The 19,022-nt window shown below is 63.6% G+C and carries 12 protein-coding genes; 8 read left to right on the top strand and 4 right to left on the bottom strand.

Annotated elements, in window-relative coordinates:
• The first annotated feature begins 240 nt into the window (after positions 1-240).
• The 5 genes from grxB to fepB all read left to right on the top strand — a co-directional run bounded on the left by grxB (position 241) and on the right by fepB (position 4,294).
• Positions 241-876: a glutaredoxin 2 gene (grxB, locus tag SB13_RS08695; RefSeq protein WP_026739972.1), complete on the top strand. Its 636-nt coding sequence runs from the start codon at positions 241-243 to the stop codon at positions 874-876.
• Between the two features lie 169 nt (positions 877-1,045).
• On the top strand, positions 1,046-1,927 hold the full coding sequence (locus SB13_RS08700; protein ID WP_463605552.1) for a LysR family transcriptional regulator: 882 nt from the start codon (positions 1,046-1,048) through the stop codon (positions 1,925-1,927).
• Between the two features lie 108 nt (positions 1,928-2,035).
• Positions 2,036-2,446 carry a DoxX family protein gene (locus tag SB13_RS08705; RefSeq protein WP_026739974.1) on the top strand — a complete coding sequence of 137 codons (411 nt, stop codon included), beginning with the start codon at positions 2,036-2,038 and terminating at the stop codon, positions 2,444-2,446.
• 105 nt (positions 2,447-2,551) lie between these two features.
• Complete coding sequence (locus tag SB13_RS08710) at positions 2,552-3,154, top strand: alpha/beta hydrolase (protein WP_026739975.1); 603 nt, start codon at positions 2,552-2,554, stop codon at positions 3,152-3,154.
• 117 nt (positions 3,155-3,271) lie between these two features.
• Complete coding sequence (fepB, locus tag SB13_RS08715; RefSeq protein ID WP_026739976.1) at positions 3,272-4,294, top strand: Fe2+-enterobactin ABC transporter substrate-binding protein; 1,023 nt, start codon at positions 3,272-3,274, stop codon at positions 4,292-4,294.
• Positions 4,295-4,354: 60 nt separating this feature from the next.
• On the opposite strand, the gene entS is transcribed toward fepB, so the two are convergent.
• Entirely contained in the window at positions 4,355-5,650 is a 1,296-nt protein-coding gene (entS, locus tag SB13_RS08720; RefSeq protein ID WP_026739977.1) for an enterobactin transporter EntS, read from the bottom strand.
• A 168-nt stretch (positions 5,651-5,818) separates the two neighbouring features.
• On the opposite strand from entS, the gene fepD reads away from it, so the two are divergent.
• The 3 genes from fepD (at position 5,819) to SB13_RS08735 (ending at position 8,779) form a co-directional block, all read left to right on the top strand.
• Positions 5,819-6,862, top strand: coding sequence for a Fe(3+)-siderophore ABC transporter permease (gene fepD, locus SB13_RS08725; protein ID WP_026739978.1), 1,044 nt, complete (start codon positions 5,819-5,821; stop codon positions 6,860-6,862).
• 10 nt (positions 6,863-6,872) lie between these two features.
• Entirely contained in the window at positions 6,873-7,907 is a 1,035-nt protein-coding gene (fepG, locus tag SB13_RS08730; protein ID WP_026739979.1) for an iron-enterobactin ABC transporter permease, read from the top strand.
• A 65-nt stretch (positions 7,908-7,972) separates the two neighbouring features.
• Positions 7,973-8,779 (top strand): ABC transporter ATP-binding protein, encoded by an 807-nt coding sequence (locus SB13_RS08735; RefSeq protein WP_026739980.1) that lies wholly within the window; start codon positions 7,973-7,975, stop codon positions 8,777-8,779.
• A gap of 45 nt (positions 8,780-8,824) precedes the next feature.
• Here the strand turns inward: SB13_RS08735 and SB13_RS08740 are convergent, their stop codons facing one another.
• The 3 genes from SB13_RS08740 to fes form a co-directional block, all read right to left on the bottom strand.
• On the bottom strand, positions 8,825-17,386 hold the full coding sequence (locus tag SB13_RS08740; protein WP_026739981.1) for an amino acid adenylation domain-containing protein: 8,562 nt from the start codon (positions 17,384-17,386) through the stop codon (positions 8,825-8,827).
• A gap of 72 nt (positions 17,387-17,458) precedes the next feature.
• Positions 17,459-17,677 carry an MbtH family protein gene (locus tag SB13_RS08745; RefSeq protein WP_026739982.1) on the bottom strand — a complete coding sequence of 73 codons (219 nt, stop codon included), beginning with the start codon at positions 17,675-17,677 and terminating at the stop codon, positions 17,459-17,461.
• Positions 17,649-19,013 (bottom strand): enterochelin esterase, encoded by a 1,365-nt coding sequence (gene fes / locus SB13_RS08750; protein ID WP_026739983.1) that lies wholly within the window; start codon positions 19,011-19,013, stop codon positions 17,649-17,651. Before fes ends, SB13_RS08745 begins: the two co-directional genes overlap by 29 nt.
• Positions 19,014-19,022 lie beyond the last annotated feature (9 nt).

A 19,022-nucleotide genomic window follows, 5' to 3' on the forward strand; every position in this document is an offset into this window, starting at 1 on the left:
AGAAATTTAAGCTAACCGATATATTCAAAGAGTCAAAGATATAGATATTACGCGCGTCACTAACGCATACGCACGAAGGGATACCGTGCCGTCGGTATCCCTATCTCGTGTCAGATCATTTCAATAGCCACTTTACGGTTGCCGATCGACTACATTATCTTAGCCATCGAATTATACGGCGGCGCGAGGGTCGAAGAGACCATCAGCGTACCGTTCTTCTTATCAGTAAGGTGCTAATCAATGAAACTTTTCATCTATGAACACTGCCCGTTCTGCGTTAAAGCCAGAATGATTTTCGGTCTCAAGGCTATCCCCCATGAGCTGTCCGTTATTATGGAAGGCGATGTCGAGACGCCGACCCGCATGGTCGGACGCAAGGTGGTCCCGATACTGCAAAAAGAGGATGGCAGCTACATGCCGGAAAGCATGGATATCGTGCATTACGTCGACGCGATTAAAGCGCCGCTCATCGTCGACAAGCCGGTCGACCCGGCTCTTGAAGCCTGGAGCAAAGCCGCCTCGGGTCCGGTGTTCAAATTGGCAGTTCCGCGTTTTACCAAAGCGGACTTCAAAGAGCTGGCCACGCCGGAAGCGCGTGAAGCCTATCGAATCCGGGAAGAGAAAGCCTTTGGCGATCTGGAAGCGCTGATGGCTCAGACGCCAGAACTGATCGCAAGCGTCGAGCAACAGCTCGCTGAGCTGGAGCCGTTGCTGGCAAAGCCGACCGCCATTTCCACCAGCGACTTTGTCCTGTTCCCGGTACTGCGCTCTCTGACCATCGTCAAGGGCATCCAGTTCGGCCCGAACGTCGCCGCCTACCTCAAACGCGTCGCCGATGCCACGCAGGTCGACCTGTTCACCGCCAAAGCCCTGTAAAAACCGCCACCTCACCCGAAGAGCATGAGCGCTGGGGTGAGGTCATCGCCAACACCGCTTTCAAGGGCAGCGTCGCCCCAAATCAGACGCCGCCGGCGTTGTGCTAAAGTAAACGCCACTGCCGGACACGGAGCGAAGATTTAAGATGGAACGTTTGGACTGCGATCGCATGTTTGTGGCGATTTACGAACTGGGGAGTTTTTCCCGGGCCGCTGAGCGGCTGGAAACCAGTGCGGCTCAGGCATCAAGGCTGATGACCCGGCTGGAATCCTATCTCGGGGTTCAGCTGTTCAAACGGACGACGCGCGCGCTGTCCCCCACCGACGTCGGCAAGGTCTATTACGAGCGCATCCGTCACCTGCTGGAAGAGCTGGATATGCTGGACGTCTCCATCCGCAACGAAGCCGCCGCGCCCTCTGGCCGCCTGCGTCTTTCCGCCCCGATCACCTTCGGCACCACCCAACTCTCTCTGGTTCTGACCGACTTCGCCCGGCGCTATCCCGAGATTCAGTTGGACGTCAACTTCGCCGATCGTTTGGTGCATCTGGTGGACGAAGGCTACGATCTGGCCGTCCGTATCGGTAAACTCTCTGACAGCAGCATGATGGCGCGTAAGCTCTGCGATGCCCGCATCCTCTGCGTCGCGTCGCCGGACTATCTGGCGCAACACGGCACGCCCGAGACCCCCGAGGCCCTGTTGAATCACCGCTGTATCGTGGATACCAATTTCCAGGAACCATTCAGTTGGACCTTCCAGGTCGCGGGAGAGATCAACGCCGTCGCTATCCCCGGTCGGCTCTGTTTTTCCAATGCGGAAGCCTGTCTGACGGCGGCCAAACAAGGGCTCGGCATCNCCCGAGTCCCCAGTTTCGTCGCGGGCAACAGCCTGCGAAACGGAGACGTCGTGCCGCTGCTGCAAGCGTTGGAAACGCCTCCGATGGGGATCTACGTTCTCTATCCCGCCGCCCGCGCACTGCCCGCCAAAGTCCGCGCGCTGATCAATTTTCTGGTCAAGCGGTATGACGGCACGCCGCCGTGGGATCAGGGATGAACAATATTATTGCCTGAAACGTAATAATTAATCGCAGTTTGCCCACTTAATGCGCGGAACGGAAACAGTATAGTGATTCCACACCACGCTTAATGAAGGGTACTCATAATGATTGATCATAAAACGGCGCCTTATGCCGCACTGCTGCTGCGTGTCGCGCTCAGCATTCTGTTCTTCGCTCACGCAGGATTGAAAATTTTCGTTTTCACCCCGGCGGGAACGGCCCAGTTCTTCGCCTCGTTGGGCCTGCCCGGCTGGCTGGCCTACGTCACCATCGTGTGGGAACTGTTCACCGCCGTCACACTGCTACTGGGGATCTGGTGCCGGGCAACCGCGCTGGCGTCCATCCCGATCCTGCTCGGCGCCATCTTCACCGTACATGGCCCTGCGGGCTTCTTCTTCAACAACCCGAACGGCGGTTGGGAATTCCCTGCGCTGTGGATCGTCGGCCTGATCGCGCTGGCATTAGTCGGCGACGGGCCTTATGCCCTGAAACCGACGAGATCGCGTCAAGCCTGATCCCGCTTCATCCGGGGCCTGTGCCTGACGCCAGCCCCGGTGCTATTCTCTCCCTTGCCGCTGCGGCGCACTGCCGTAGCCGATTTATCTACAGCGAGGGACCGTATGGATAATTCACTGATCATTTTTTTGCACGGCATCGGCGGCTATGGCCGCTATTTCGCTTCCGTGGCCAAGCGTTGGCAGCAACAGTGGCCGTCCACGCATTTCGCCCTTCCCGATGGCCCTTTTCCCTTCACGCAAGGCGAGGGCTTTCAATGGTTTGATATCGACGACGATACTCCCGCCTTACGCAACGCCCGCATCGTCGCCGCACGGGCCACGTTCGATGCCATTGTTCAGCAAGCGATAGACCGATACCAAATGACTGAACACCCGGAACGTGTCGCTCTGGTCGGGTTTTCTCAGGGCGCAATCATGGCCCTGGATACACTGACGTCGGACCGCTGCCCCTATGGCGCAATCGTCGCCTTCTCGGGCTATCTGCCCGTGTTTACCGATGCCCGCATGGCGCGCCGAACACCGGTCGCGCTGATACACGGCATGGAGGACGACAAACTGCCCTGGCAGCATAGCCAGCAGACGGAACGTGTATTGACGCGGGCCGGAGTTGACTGCGAACTGCATTTGCTGCCGAACGTCGATCACCGCGTCTCCGTTGCGGGCGCCAACCTTGCCAGCGACTTCCTCGCCCGCATCATGCATTAATCACGCTCCGGCGACGCGTCGCCGGGGATTTCGAGTTGTACCTCAGCGCGGTTATCGTTTACTCTCCTTCCCGAATCCGAGCATTACCTTGTCCGTATCAGGAGGAGTCTGACGGCTATGCAAGGCTACGCCTATTCCCAATTTCCCCGGCTGTGCGCGCTGATGTTCAGCACCCTGCTCACACTCATCAGCGGCTGCGATAATCAGAACAGCGACAGTCCCACTACGCCTTCTTCCACCACAGCCCACGACGGCTGGCCGCGCACGTTCCAAACGTTAAAAGGCCCGCTGACGCTGCAACATCCGCCGCAGCGCATCGTCTCCACCAGCGTCACCATTACCGGTACGCTGCTGGCTATTGACGCACAGGTGATCGGTTCGGGCGCCACCAGCCGAAACTCAACGGTGTCCGACGATCAGGGCTTTTTTATTCAATGGGGGCAAGAAGCCAGAGCGCGCAACGTCAAACCGCTGTACATCACAGAGCCAAATGCGGAAGCCATTGCCGCGGCGTCGCCGGACCTGATCGTCATTGCCGCCACCGGCGGCGACTCCGCGCTGAAACTCTACGACCAGCTTTCCGCCATCGCCCCAACGCTTGTGATCGACTATGGCGATAAAAGCTGGCAGCAGTTAGCCGAACAACTGGGAGATGCGACGGGCCGCGAAAAAGAGGCCCATGAAGTCGTCGACCGCTTCGAACAGCGCGTACAGTCGATAAAACAGGCGATTACGCTGCCGCCGCAGCCGGTTTCAGCGCTGGTGTATTACGAAGACGGCCGGGGGGTGAATATCTGGACCCGCGCTTCCGCGCAGGGCCAGCTCCTGTCGGAGTTAGGGTTCCAACTGGCGGAACTGCCGCCCAATCTGCCGACCGAGACCAGCCAGGGTAAACGGCGGGACATCGTGCAGATTTCGGGGGAGAACATGGCCGACAGCCTGAACGGCAAGTCTCTTCTGCTGTTTTCCGCGGATGAAAAAACGGTCGGCAACCTGATGAATAATCCGTTCCTGCGCCATATTGAACCCGTCGTGCAACAGCACGTGTGGGCGATGGGCCCGGATACGTTCCGGCTCGATTATTACAGCGCCAGCAATATGCTGAACAATATCGAGCATTTTTTCCGTAAGCCCCAATGATCCATTTCCCCGATACGGCCGCGTCCCTGCGGCCAGCGCCACGCTTCTGGCTATCGTCGTCTAAGAGTGGCGCGCCGGGGATTCCGCGGCCTCATCCAGCGCTTCGCTGACCGGCTCCTCCTCGTCGACCTGCCCGAACGTGCACTGACGCAAAGGCCGAACCAGCAACATCAGCCCCAATCCCAATATCGCCGCCGCGCCGCCGAATGACAGAATACTCAGCGCGGGCGTCATAAGCCGGGTCATTGCCCCCAGGCCCAGCGCGCCGAGCGAATCGCCGGTGACGTCCTGCGCCGAACCCAGACTATTCACGCGTCCCAGCAGCCTGTCCGGCGTATGCGTCTGAATCAAAGTGAACTGCAGCAGGGAGGCGATGGCGTTGAGATAGCCGTAACAAACCAGCGCCGCCAGCGCCACGGCGAAATAGCCCGCCACGCCCAGCAGCGCCACAGACAGAAACGCGCCGGTGGTGCAGACCAGCAGCACCAGCCCCGGTCGGCGTACGCCCGAAACCCAGCCGCTGGTAAACGCGCCCAGCATCGCCCCCAGTGGCACCGCGGAGTACATCAGGCCGATGGCGGAGGGTCCGGCGTGATAGACGTCGTTCGCCAGCGCGGGAAACAGTACCCGCATCGCGCCGATCATGCTGACCAGCAGACCGAGCACCACGACCCAGCCGACGACCGGATGCGAACAGACGAATTTCACGCCGCCCGCCAGCGAACGCAGCGGATGCTCCGGCTCGCTGGCCTCCGGCTGAAGCGACGGCAGCCGCATCAGCGGGATCAGGGTGCCCAGCGTGCCGACAGCCGCCACGGCGAAGCTCCAGCCGACGCCGCCCGCCACGATAATGACCCCGCCCAGCGCGGGCGAGAGGATCGCGCCCAGTCGTACCGTCAACATACTCAGCGCGCCGGCGGCGGGGAGATTCTCCCGCCCCACCAGCAGCGGGATCACCGCCATCAGCGCGGTCATGCCTAATGCGCCGAAGAAACCATCCCAGGCGGCCAGCACGTACAGCGCGACGAGAGACGGCGAGCTGGAAAAGGCATTAAGACTGAGCGCGACGAAGCCCAGCCCGCAGGTGCCGCGCGCGAACAGGATAAGCTTCCGCCGGTCGAAACGATCCGCCAGCACGCCCCCGCACATCAGACCGATGAACATCCCGACGCCGTCGAGCGCCACCGCCACCCCGACCTGCAGGGTGGAGCCGGTCATCGACTGAATTTGAATGGGGACGCCCACCGCCAGCATGCCGAGCGAGAAGACGGACAGCATTCTGGCGACGAAAATCGCACGAAAGTGGGCGTTGTTTTTTAGCAAACTGAAGTCAAGCAAGATGGAGGATTTAGCCATAATATTCCGTGAAAATAAGGTGATATAGCCAGTTCAGCAGCGGCTGAATGGCGTCAACACGCGGTCTACGTCAATGTATTTGCTCACCGAGGCATGCTAACATAGCAGCTCGATAACATTAATGATAATCATACTCATCTTCACATATTAAGGAGCTGTTCGTTGGCGATGTCACTTCCTTCGCATCAGGCGCCTGTCGCCGCCAATCAGCCGCCCACCCGTTACTTTCAAGCCTTTAGGCGTCACGCCGGGCTTTTTTTGTTCCTGCTGCTGCTGGCGCTCGTCGTTGTCGCCAGCCTGACTATCGGGGCCAAGTCAATTTCTCCCGTCGTGGTCTGGCAGAGCTTGACCGGTCAGCTCGACACGGCCGATAGCACCATCATTCTTAATGCGCGACTGCCGCGGACGCTGGCGGGCATCATCGTCGGTCTCGCGCTGGGCGGCGCGGGCGCCGTGATTCAGGCGCTGACCCGCAATCCATTGGCGGACCCCGGCATCCTCGGCGTCAACGCGGGCGCCAGCTTCGCCATCGTTATCGGCATCACCTGCTTCGGCATCAACAGCATGACCGCCTGGCTGGGCTTCGCCTGGATGGGCGTGCTCATCACCAGTCTGGCAGTCTGGNTGATCGGCACGCTCAGTGGGGGACGCATCAACCCGATTCGGTTGACGCTGGCCGGCGTGGCGCTCAGCGCGGTCCTGAGCGGACTGTCCTCCTCCATCTCGCTGCTCGACCCGCAGGCGTTCGACCAGATGCGCATCTGGGAAGCCGGATCGCTGGATATCCGTTCGCTGCGCAACATTGGCATCGTCACGCCGACCATACTGTTGGGCGCGGTACTGGCACTGTTGGCCGCCCGCTCGTTGAACGCGCTGAGCATGGGAGAAGATATCGCGATGGCGCTGGGCACCCGCGTCGTTCTGATTCGCGTCGTCGCCGTGCTGGCCATCATGCTGCTGTGCGGTTCGGCGACCGCGCTGGCGGGGCCGATTGGCTTCGTCGGCCTGATGATCCCGCATGTCGCCCGTTGGTGGACGGGACCGGACCAACGCTGGATTATGGCGTACTCCTTTCTGTTCGCCCCCATCTTGCTGCTCTGCGCCGATATCGCGGGGCGTTTGCTGGCGGCAGGCGAGCTGCGCGTCTCCATCGTGACGGCCTTTATCGGCGCGCCGGTTCTGATCTGGCTGGTTCGCCAGCGTAAAGCCTGAGGAAACAGAGATGGCAAGTAAGACACTCTCGCTTCGCGCCCCCGGCGGCTTCGTCAGCGGCCGATTCGCCGGACGAACGCTGCTGGTCAACGGCCTGCTTCTGGTGCTCGGCCTGCTGCTACTGACGGTTGCCATGGGGCTGGGGACGCTGCAGATCGCCCCGCTCGACGTATGGCGGGCGTTGGCCGGTCACGCCGACGGCGGCATTCAGACCGTCGTGACCCAGTGGCGAGCGCCGCGCGCGGCAATGGCCTTGCTGCTGGGCGCGAGCCTCGGCATCAGCGGCGCCATTTTTCAGTCCATTATTCGTAACCCGCTCGGCAGTCCGGATATCGTCGGGTTCAATACCGGGGCATTCACCGGCGTGCTGCTGGTGGTGATGGTGTGGGAAGGCGACTACTACCAGATCGTCAGCGGCGCCGTCATGGGCGGCATTGCCGCCGCCGCGCTGGTGTATCTGCTGGCCTGGCGCAAAGGCATTAACGGTTTCCGGCTGATTATCGTCGGCATTGCCGTCAGCGCCGTGCTGTATGCCTTCAACACCTGGCTGATCATCACGGGTTCGCTGGAGCACGCCATGACCGCCACGCTGTGGGGAACCGGCACGCTCAACGGCATGACCTGGACCAAAGCGCAACCCGCCCTCTGGCTTACGCCGCTGGCGACGCTGGCCGTGCTGCTGCTGGGCAAACGACTTCAACTACTGGAAATGGGCGACGACAGCGCTCGCGCGCTCGGCGTCAACGCGGAGGCGAGCCGCCTGTGGCTGATGCTGTTCGGTATCGTACTGACCGCGCTGGTCACCGCCACCGCGGGACCGATCTCCTTTATCGCCCTGGCCGCGCCGCAAATCGCCCGCCGCCTGACCCGCGCCAGCGCCACGCCGCTGGTCTCCGCCGCCTTGGTCGGCGCCACGCTGCTGCTGGCGGCAGATATGATCGCCCAGCACGCCTTCCGCCAGATCCAACTGCCGGTCGGCGCCGTGACCGTCAGCATTGGCGGCATTTATCTGATCTGGCTGCTGATTCGTGAGTCGCGCCATTGACCGACGTCCGTCTCCGCACTGTTGATGCGGGAGACGGCGCAACCGTTGTTTAGAGTGAGTGATTGATGACACCGTTTTTGCACGCCGCCCACCTGACGCTGGGCTACGACCATAAAATCATTGCCGAAGATCTGAATGTGACCATCCCGGCGCATCAGTTCAGCGTCATCGTCGGCCCCAACGCCTGCGGCAAATCGACGCTGCTGCGCGCGCTATGCCGATTACTGAAACCGCTGGCAGGAGAAGTGTTGCTGGACGGCAAAAACATTCACGCCATCCCGACCAAAGCCCTCGCCCGCCAGATCGGTCTGCTGCCCCAGCACGCTATCGTGCCGGACAACATCACTGTGGCCGATCTCGTCGCGCGCGGACGCTACCCGCACCAGAGCCTGCTGCGTCAGTGGAGCGAGGGGGATCAGGAAGCGGTGGAACAGGCGATGCAGGCCACCAACGTCAGCGAGCTGGCGGACCGCAGCGTGGACGAGCTTTCCGGCGGACAGCGTCAGCGGGTCTGGATTGCGATGGTGCTGGCTCAGCAAACGCCGCTGCTGTTGCTGGATGAACCCACCACCTGGCTGGATATCGCTCACCAGATCGATCTGCTCGACCTGTTCCGCGAGCTGAATCAACAGCGCGGCCATACGCTGGTCGCGGTCCTGCATGACCTGAATCAGGCCTGTCGCTACGCAGACCATCTCATCGTGATGCAGTCGGGCCGCGTGATGGCGCAGGGCGCGCCCGCCGACGTCGTCACCGCCGAACTGGTGCGCGACGTCTTTGGCATGGCCTGTGTGATTATCGACGATCCGGTGTCTCACACGCCGCTGATCGTACCGTGCGGCCGCTATCACCCGGCGCCAAAGGGGTTGTGACCTACTGATACCTCGGGCGGAGCACCGCGTCTCCGCCCGAACGCTCTACCGTGATTTTCGCTCGGCCAGCGGCATCAGCAGCCGATTGAGCTGCGGTCCCAGTCGCTCCAGCGAGGCGGGCGACAGGATGTCCGCGTGCTCACAAGGCTGGAGATAGGTCGTCAGACGATCGACATACGGCGCCCAGGTCGCCTGCACGTCCATCCCTTCCGGCAACGTACCGGTGGCGACGAACAGCGTCGCCTCACCGTGATAGCGCAGTGTGGACGCCGTAGAGAGCCGTTGCACCGCATCGCGGTAATTCGCCACGATATCGCGGAACATCGCCGCTTTTTCCGCGCGCAGATGCTCGTCCGTTTCTTCTTCCGCCTCGGCCATGAACTCGGCCTGCTCCTGTGCCACCTCCTGCTGCGCCTGCTCCTCGCTCGGCCCGCTCCAGTCCTGTCCTTCGGGCGGATAGGTGTCGAACAGTCCGAGGAACGCCACCTGCTCGCCCGCAGCCTCCAGACGCGCGGCGATGCCGTGCGCCAACGTGCCGCCCAGCGAGTACCCCAGCAGGTAGTACGGCCCCTGCGGCTGTATGCGGCGGATCGTCGCCAGGTGGCGTTCGCACATCGCCGCCACCGAATCACAGGCGGCGATAACGCCGTCCGGACGCGGCGACTGCAGGCCGACAAGGGGGTAACTCCCCGTCAGATGACGCAACAGTCCGGCATACTGCCAGGCGAATCCAGACGCCGGGTGCAGGCAGAACAACGTCGGCCCACTGCCGGCGCGCAATGGCAGCGTTTCGTCCGCACCGCTGTGACGAGACGCCTCGCCCTCGCCCGCCAGCCGTTGCGCGATCTGTTCCACGCTGCGCGCCGCCATGATCTGACCGACCGTCAGCGAACGCCCCAGACGACGGCGAATTTCCGCCGCCAGCCTCATCGCCAGCAGTGAATGTCCGCCCAACGCGAAGAAGTCATCGTCGGCATACACCGTCGGCAGCGTCAAAATCTCGGCGAACAGCGCCGCCAGCATGCGCTCATGCTCCGTTTCCGGCTCACGTCCCGCCGGTACTTGCCCCGTCGGAGACGGCAGCGCCTTGCGATCGAGCTTGCCATTGGCGCTAAGCGGGAACTGCGTCATCGTGACATAGCTGACCGGCAGCATATGGGCCGGCAACGCTTGCGCCAGCGCCTGCTGCAACGCCGCTAACTCCAGCGTCACGCCCTCCTGCGGGATCACCCATGCCACCAATTGGCGGGCATCGGCCCCCGTCAGCGCGCCTCGGCGTTCGCCCAACTCCCGCGCGCAGACCACCGCCTGCGCCACGTCAGGCTGAGCCAACAGCGCCTGTTCTATCTCGCCCAGCTCGATACGCTGCCCGCGGATCTTCAGTTGGTCGTCGCTGCGCCCCAGATAGTCCACCGCGCCGTCCTCTCGCCAACGGGCGATATCGCCGGTGCGGTACATGCGCGCGCCGTCGGCAAACGGGTCGGCCACGAAGCGCCCGGCGGTCAGATCCGGTCGTCGCAAATAGCCTTGCGCGAGCTGGATGCCGCACAGATAGAGATCGCCTGCCACACCCAACGGCACCGGTCGCAGCGCGCTGTCCAAAATACGCAGCTGGGTATTCCACACCGGCAGGCCGATAGGCACCCCGCCCGTGGTGCAGTGAGCCAACGCCTCGCCCGACGCGGGCTGATAGGTCACGTCCACCGCCGCTTCCGTCGGCCCGTACAGGTTGTGGNGCGGCGCCGCCACTCGCGTCTGATAGCTTTCCGCCAGTTCCTGCGATAGCGCTTCGCCGCTGCAGAACACGCGGCGCAGGCTGCCGCATCCGATGTCCGTCTGCGCGTCCAGCGCGCCGATCCAGGCCGCCAGCATCGACGGCACAAAGTGCAGCGTGGTCACGGCGTAATCGTTAATCAGCTGGGTCAGCGCGTCCGGATCGCGATGGGCGTCCGGCGGCGCCATCACCAGTCGCGCGCCCACCATCAGCGGCCAGAAGAACTCCCACACCGAAACATCGAAACTGCAGGGCGTCTTCTGCAACACCACGTCGTCGTGGGTCAGCCGGTAGGCGTCCTGCATCCACCACAGGCGGTTAATGATGGCCTGATGGCTGACCACGACGCCTTTTGGCCGCCCGGTCGACCCGGAGGTGTAGATGACGTAAGCCGGGTGTTGCGGCGAGATCGCCGCCGCTACACGGCTCGGTTGACGGCGCGCATCTTCCAATGCGTCGAACAGCAGCGTGTCGCCGAGCGACGCAAAGCGTGCTTTCAACGCGGATTCCGTGATCACCAACCGAGGCGTGGCATCATCCACCATCAGCGCCAGTCGTTCGTCCGGATAACCGGTATCCAGCGGCAACCAGGCTGCGCCCGCCGCGACGATAGCCTGCAGCGCCAGCGACAGACGCACCGAACGCGGTAGCGCGACCGCGACGATATCGCCGGGAACGACCCCCGCCTCCATCAACCGTTCGGCCAGCAGGTCGACCTGCTGCCGCATCTGCCGGTAGGTCAGCTGATGCTGAGCGTCCGCCAGCGCCGCGCCGTCCGGCGTCTGCCGCGCCTGACGCTCCAGCGCCTCGTGCAGCGTCATCGGCGCCACCGCGTGCGTCGTGTTGTTCACCTTCGCCAGCAGCGCCTGCTCCTCCGGCAGTTGCAGATCCCAGGCGCATAGCGGCTGTTCCGGCTGATTCACCAGCTGCGTCAGCAGCTGCATCAGACGTCGGGCCAGCCGGTCTGGCTGCGGTACGCTGGGGCGATACTCCATCAGCAGCCGCAGGCGTTCGCCCGGCAGCACCAGCAGCGTCAACGGATAGTGCGTGTAGCCGCGGTTGTTCATCGCTTCGCAGCGAATCCCCGCCGAACCGCTGCCCAACGCGCCGCTGTCGGGGTAGTTTTCCACCACCAGCAGCGTGTCGAACAACGTGCCATTGCCCGCCAGTTGCTGTATGTCGCCCAGCCCCAGATCGTCATGCTCGATAAGCCGGATCTGCTGCGCTTGCAGTGCGCCCAACTGGCTCAACAGCGAGCGCGCCGGGTCGAGTTTGACGCGTACCGGCAGCGTGTTGCTGAACAGCCCGATATGCTCATCGATGCCGTCGATATGCCCGAAACGCCCGGACACCGGCGCACCGAAAATCACGTCGTTCGCCCCGCTGTAGGCGCTGAGCAGCAGGCCCCACACGCCCTGCATCAGCGTATTAAGCGTCAACCCGTGCTGGCGGCACAGCGTCAACAGTCCACGCTCGAGTTCAGGCTCCGGCAAAAGCGCCAGCTCGCGCACCTCGTCGTCGTGCGGTCCATCGCCGAACAGCAGCGTCGGCCGCGCATCGCTCAGCACCTCGCGCCACAACGAACGAGAGCGCTCGGCATCCCGCGCCGTTAACTGCCGCACCACATCGCCATAGCTGATGCGAGGCGGCGTCAGCGCCGCATTTTCCAATACCTTGAAGAGATCGCGCAGCAGCACCGGCGTCGACCAACCGTCGACGATCAGGTGATGCGCGTTGAGAAACAGCGTGTGGCGTTCGCCGTCGGCATGGCTGACCAGCAGCGCGCGCAGCATGGTCTGCGGCTGATGAAACAGATCCCTCGCCAGCTCCGCTTTTTCGAGCGCCAGCAGCGCGTCGCTTTCCTGCTCCGGCGTCATCGTCGGTAGCGTCTGTACCTCAAGCGGCCAATAGTCGGCGTCGTCCTGCAAAAGCGGGATCAACTGGAGCGGTTGCTCGGCATGTTCGCTGTCGAAACGGGCGGCCAGCTGTGGATGATGACGTACAACGGCGTTCAGCGCCTGACCGATGCGTTCCGCGGTCACCGGCCCGCGCAGCGACAACCGGGTCAGCGAGNTATAGCTGCCGCTGTCCGCCGCCATCTGCGCATGGAACAGTAATCCTTTCTGCAACGGCAGCAGCGGCAGAACGGCCGCCAGCGGGCCATGTCGCCGACTGATTTGTGCCAGCGTGTCATCCGTTACGCCAGCCAAGCCTACATCGGCGGCCACCAGCGTATCCGCCGCGAATCGCGGCTGTCGAAGCGCGGCCGTTAACAGCGCGTCCGCCGCTTGCGCCAGCGCCTGATGCAAAGCATCGATATCGTCGCGGTTGAATACGCCCTCAGCCCAGCCCCAGTGAATAGCCAGCCGTGGCTCGCCCTGACCTTCGTCAACGAAGAGGTTGATCTCCAGACCGTGGCCCAGCGCCATCTGCCCGTCCTGCGCGACGGCGAATGCATCGCGGAAACAACGGGCGCTGCGCTGCGGCGCCCACGCGCCGTCAGCCGTCTCGAAGCGGCCCAGATAGTTAAACAGGATGTCGGGGGCGCTCTGCGCTTCCCGCTCGGAAAGTGAACTCGCATTCGTCGCGTCCAGATAACGCAGTACGCCGTAGCCAATGCCGCGATCCGGCACGGCACGCAGCACGCGTTTCACCGCACGCATGACCTGCCACGGCTGCGCCGCGTCTGCGTCAGACCAGTCCAGGCACACGGGATATTCCGCCGTCAGCCAGCCTAGGGTGCGCGTCAGGTCGATCCGATCATCCTGATCGCTGCGACCGTGCGACTCCAGCGTCAGGCGCAGACGGGAAACGGCGAAGCGTCGAGCGCAGGCCAGCGCCAACGCGCACAGCAGCGTTTCTTCCACGCCCGCGCGATAACGAAGCGGCAGCGTGGTCAGCAGCGCTTCGGTCTGCTGCGCGTTCAACAGCAGACGCTGTTCGCACTGTCGAGACTGGCGATCCTGTTCTTCCGCCAGCGGACGCCGTCCCAGTCGAGGGACGTCCGGGGGCAGCATGGACTGCCAGAAAGCCAGTTCGTCGCGCCGCCGGGGGATATCCGCCAGCAGATGAGACGACCAGTCGTGCAACGAACAGGCCTCCTCGGGCAGTGTCGCCGTCTGTCCGGCCAACACGGCTTCGGCGGCCTGCCGCAGCTCGGGCAGCAGCACCCGCCATGAGACGCCGTCCACCGCTAGGTGATGAATGACCAGCACCAGCCCGCACGACTGCGCCTCATTCCGGCGCAGCAGCACGGCCTGCAACATCACGCCCTGCGCCGGATCGAGACGGCCGACCGCTTCATCAAACGCCTGCTCGGCCACGGCCTCGGCATCGCCTTCCACTGCAAGCGTGCGACAGAGCGACGCCGCCGCGTGACGAGGAGGTTCCCCCACCACCAGCCGTTCGTCCTGCGTATAAGCCGCCAGTACGGGATGGCTGGCGATCAGCGCCGCCAGCGCCTGCGCCGTGTGCGCCGCATCCATTTCTTCGGGGACGTTAAGCCAGACCCCGTGAGCGAAACGGCGGTTGATGCCGTGACGTCGCGCAAACCAGTGCAGGATCGGCAGCCCCGTCAGCGGACCGCGTTGAGCGACGCGGGGTAACTGCGCCTGTTGCGTCAGCGGACACATCGCTCTCGCCATCCCGGCGGGCGTGCGTTCAGAGAAAATTTCACGCGGACGCAGCAACCAGCCCTGACGGCGCAGCGCCGTCGCCAGTCCCATTGCCGAGATGCTGTCGCCCCCCAGCGCGAAGAAGTCGTCGTCCGCGTTGACCGCGTCCATCCGCAGCAGGGTTGCGATGGCCTCGCAAATCAGCACTTCCTGCTCGCCCTGCGCGGCGCGGCCTTGTCTCACGGCCGCGGACTGCGGTTTCGGCAGCGCCTGCCGGTCGATTTTGCCGTTGACCGTGAGCGGCAGCTCCGCCATCACCATCAGCAGCGCCGGGACCATATACTCCGGCAGAGAAACGCCCAACTGCGCCAGCAAGCGGGCGGAGATATCCGGCTGCGCGCGCAGCGCCTCGTCCGGCACCGAGCAGTACCCTATCAACCGATGCGTCGCGCCCATCGGCTCTGCGATCACGACGGCGGTGCTGACTTCCGGCAGTCCTGCCAGCGCGCTTTCGATTTCGCCCAGCTCCACGCGGAAACCGCGCACTTTAATCTGATGATCGACGCGTCCGATAAAGGCCAGCTGGCCGTCGGGACGCCAGCGCAGCACGTCACCGGTGCGGTACATCACCTCGCCCGGCGCAAAGGGATTGGCGACGAAGCGGGCCGCCGTCAGATCCGGGCGGCGCAGATAGCCGCGCGCAATGCCCGGCCCTGAGATATACAGTTCGCCGGGGACGCCGACCGGCACCGGCTGCAAACGGGCGTCCAGCAGCCAGACGCGAGTATTGGCGACCGGCCGACCGATCACGGGCTGGTCCGCCGCCTGCACGCTGGCCCCCAGCGTGTCGATGGTGTACTCCGATGGGCCGTAGTAGTTGTGGATTTCGATGGCGTTCTGGCGCTGCATCAGCTGCCACAGCCTGGGCGTGGCCGCCTCGCCGCCGATCATGATAAAAGCAGGCTGATGCTGTTCGGCTTCCAGCAGACCGGCGTCGATCAGTTGAGAAAAGAACGACGGCGTGATGTCCAGCAGGTCCACCGGCACCTGATTCATCTGCTGCACCAGCGCCCACGCATCCCGACGCAAGTCTTCGTCGAAAATGTAGAGTTCGCTGCCCATCAGCATGCAGAACAGCGGCTCCCAGGAGGAGTCGAATGAGAAGGAGGCGGTATGACCGGCGCGCAGCCGTCTTTCGTGACGCTGCTGGAAACGCGTCATCGCCGGACCAAACAAGAAGTGCTGATGGGACAGCAGCAGGTTCAGCAAACCGCGATGCGTGCTCATCACACCTTTCGGACGCCCGGTCGAGCCGGAGGTATAGATGATGTAGGCCAGATGATCGCCGGACAGCGGCTGCGGACGTTCGCCATCGCCGATAGGCGACGCCGACGCCGCCTGGCATTCCGCCCGCAGCGCGTCATCGTCCAGACACAAGGCGTCCGCCAGCTCCGGCATCTGCGCGAGCCGATCCCGCCAGGTCAGCAACAGCACCGGCCGGGCGTCTTCGCACATCAGCGTCAGACGCTCGCGCGGGTAGTCCAGATCCAGCGGCAGATACGCCGCGCCGCTGGCCAACACCGCCAGAATCGCCACCACGCTGTCCACCGAGCGAGGCACGGCGATAGCGACGACATCGTCCGCGCTCACCCGGCGCGCGATCAGAACGCGCGCCAGCTGCATCACCCGCGCCGACAGCGTCGCATAGTCAATCTGTTCGTTTGCGCTGGTGACCGCGACCGCATTTGGCTGCCGGGTAGCCTGACGCACCAGCAGGTCTATGACTGAAGCGCAGTTATCCGGCATCGCGAGCTGCGGCCCTCGGCTCCAGCTGTCGATCCGCCGTTGCTCTTCCGGGCTCAGCAGCGACAGTTCGCCGATAGGCTGTGCAGGCTGCTCCGCCAGTTGGGACAGCAGGTGCTGTAAACGATCGCCGTGCGCGGCCAGCGTTTCGCGGTCATAGCGGGCAGGATTCGCCACCAGACCCAGTTGCAGGCGGTCGCCGTCGACTCCGATTTCGAACTCCAGATCGTCCACCGGGCCCATCGCCAACACGTGGGTGACGGCGGGCGTGCCGTCCAGCGACACGCCTGCGTTATACACTTTGTAGTTAAACACCGGGCCGTACAGCCCGTCCTGTTCCCCGACCCGCCCCAGATCGCGCCGCAGCTGTTCGGCTTCGTAGCGTTGATGGCGGCGGACGGTTTTGATCTCCGCCAGCAACGCGCGGGTCACGTCCGTCAATGTCATGTCGGGAGAGAGCGTTAACTGCAACGGCAGCACATTCACCACGGGTCCGACGGCGGACAGCGCCGCAGATCCCATACGGCGCATGAACGGAAAACCGATCGACAGCCGTGGCTCGCCGCTCATGCGGAACAGGTAGACGGCCAGCGCCGCCATCGCGATTTCCGCCGGTTGAGCCTGACCCAGTTCGGAACTGGCGGCCAACGCGGCAAACGGCGCCGCCGGATACGAGAGAGAGTGATGCCAGGTCCGCACCGTGTCGGCGTGAGGGAGGCCCTCCTCGGTGGACAAGGAGATCGGCGTCGGCAGATCGGCCGCATGCGTACGCCAGAATTCGGCGGCGCGCTGGCAGGCGGGCGAAGATTGCCAGGTCAGATACTCGTCCACCACGTCGCTGAATGGCGTAAACGGCGTGGGCGACGCCGCTTTTCCGGCCCGCAGCGCGTTATAAATGTCGACGATCCGCCGGGTCAGCGCGTCAAAACTGAATCCATCCAGCAGCAGGTGGTGATAGCGCTGATACCACAGCCAGCGCTCCGGCGCTGCCGACACGCGTATGACCCGATGCTGGTACAGCGGCCGTTCGCCATCCGCCGGCAGCGCTTCCGCCAGATCCGCCTGCATTAACGCATAGGCAGCCGCTTCCCCTTCCGGCCGCTCGCTTAAGTCCAGCCACTCTACCGGTCGCACCGCGTCCGGCAAGACACGCGTCGGCACAGACTGCCGCGGCTCGCCGTCTTCGTTCAGTGTGAAGCGGGCATGAATCGTATCCGCTTCGGCCAGTCCCTGACGGATCGCCATGTCCAGATCGTCGCGATCGAGCGGGCCGTTGAGTTCGATGGCATGCGCCACGGTAAAAACATTTCTCCGGCTGGCGATGCTGTCCGCCATCCAGATCCCCGGCTGGGCCGCGACGAGCGGCAGTTCCAGATATTTCGCCTGTAGTTCAGGCGCAACGAGAGTGTCTGACACGATGAGACTTCCTTTGCGTTTGCATGGAGAAAACAGTGTGAGGCGCCGAGCCGACGCCGATGTACGGCGTGGCTACATGGCGGCCTGTCGCAGGCTGGCGGGACGCATATCCTGCCACTGGGTTTCGATCCAGTTCAGGCAGGCCGAGCGGTCGCCCGGCCCGTAAACCGTTTCCCACCCTGCGGGAACGGCGGCAAAGGACGGCCACAAACTGTATTGCTCCTGCGAGTTCACCAGTACCTGAAACACCAGACTGTCATCATCAAACGGGTTTTGTTGTTCCTGACTCATACTTGTTACCTTTTTCCATGTGGTGGGGAGTGGACGTCCCCTCAGTCATTTCCGCCATCAGCCAGCGGCAGCCGTCGATCAAGCCGCCGCGCCAGCACAGCGCATCATGGCCGCCCGCGTACACCCGGAACTGAACCCGGTGTCCCGCCTCTGTCAGCGCCTGATGCATCTGTCGATTGACGAGCTCAATGTCCGCTTCGCGGTGTCCCGCCTCCTGAAAAATCGTCAGGGGCCTCTCCGGGCGCCCCTGCAGGCGGACCTGTTCCCCCAGCCAGCCGCCGGGTTGCTCGCAGGACTCGCCCTCGGTGATAAATGTCAGGTCAGGCCACCAGAAGGAGCCGGATTGCGTCAGCACTCGGCCGAAACGGTGCGGCAGAAAAAGTCCGGCATACAGCGCCGCCAGTCCGCCGTAGCTCTGACCCGTCACTAGCGTGCGGTCGGGGTCATGAGTAAAAGGGGCATGCCGAGCGGCCAACGGCAACAGCTCATCCTGCACCGCCGACCAAAATGCGGCGTTGCAGGGCAGTTCGTCGCCGCGAGTCTCCGGGTCTAGCGCGTCGATCAGCAGCCAGACGGCGGGCGGCAACTTCCCGCCGTGAGTTTCTTCGTCCAGCGCGGAAAAGAGCGGGAACTCCTCCGCCCAGCGCTGACCGTCCAGCACTATCGCCAGCGGGCGGTGTTCCGGCGCTTCGCTGTCTCCCGTGGCGTAAAGCCAGATACGCCGGGCGTTGCCCAGTGTGTCGCTGCGCCACGTGAAGGTATGCAGCCGATGCGCGTCCGGCGCTGACGCCTGTCCCCGGTCAACGCGCCGCCACGCGGCCTGAGCCGGCGCGTTAGGCATGTGGGCGGACGACTCCGGCTGCCCGCCCCAGGTGTGATGGGGCATATTGACGTTCAGTGGATCGGCCACCGCGTGAGCCGACAGTGAACACCACCACTCTCGCTGCTGCTGGCGTCGTTCATTGTCGTCCTGACTGAACGAGGGCGGCAGCTCGGCTTCCGTGACGGGCAGCAGGCAGTAGCTGCCGCGCCAGTCGTTCTCCAGCGTGACGCTCCAGTGCCAAACATCGGTGTCCGCCAGACGCTGCAGACTCTGCGGCGAACAACTGTGGTGGTCGGTGACGCCGTTGATATCCGCATAGACCCGCTGAATGGGAGACTCCGTCCCCGAACCGTGCGGGNCCCGCCACAAAAATGTCGCTCTGACCTGCCCAGAGGCCGCGCTTTCCACCAGCGGCGTGCCGAGATGAGCCACACGTCGCCACCAGGCTTCCGTTCCCGCCTCAGGCGCGTTTAATAACGCCGCGGCAAAACCGGGTTGCCGTGGTTCATACATACCCCCTCC

Origin of the sequence: Lonsdalea quercina subsp. quercina, from assembly GCF_000688695.1 — a bacterium.
Taxonomy (GTDB): Bacteria; Pseudomonadota; Gammaproteobacteria; order Enterobacterales; family Enterobacteriaceae; genus Lonsdalea; species Lonsdalea quercina_D.

Bases quoted from the DNA above. Each gene is read 5' to 3' on its own strand.
- grxB (WP_026739972.1), top strand. From the start codon at position 241: ATGAAACTTTTCATCTATGAACACTGCCCGTTCTGCGTTAAAGCCAGA.
- SB13_RS08705 (WP_026739974.1), top strand. From the start codon at position 2,036: ATGATTGATCATAAAACGGCGCCTTATGCCGCACTGCTGCTGCGTGTC.
- SB13_RS08710 (WP_026739975.1), top strand. From the start codon at position 2,552: ATGGATAATTCACTGATCATTTTTTTGCACGGCATCGGCGGCTATGGC.
- fepB (WP_026739976.1), top strand. From the start codon at position 3,272: ATGCAAGGCTACGCCTATTCCCAATTTCCCCGGCTGTGCGCGCTGATG.
- entS (WP_026739977.1), bottom strand. From the start codon at position 5,650: ATGGCTAAATCCTCCATCTTGCTTGACTTCAGTTTGCTAAAAAACAAC.
- fepG (WP_026739979.1), top strand. From the start codon at position 6,873: ATGGCAAGTAAGACACTCTCGCTTCGCGCCCCCGGCGGCTTCGTCAGC.
- SB13_RS08735 (WP_026739980.1), top strand. From the start codon at position 7,973: ATGACACCGTTTTTGCACGCCGCCCACCTGACGCTGGGCTACGACCAT.
- SB13_RS08745 (WP_026739982.1), bottom strand. From the start codon at position 17,677: ATGAGTCAGGAACAACAAAACCCGTTTGATGATGACAGTCTGGTGTTT.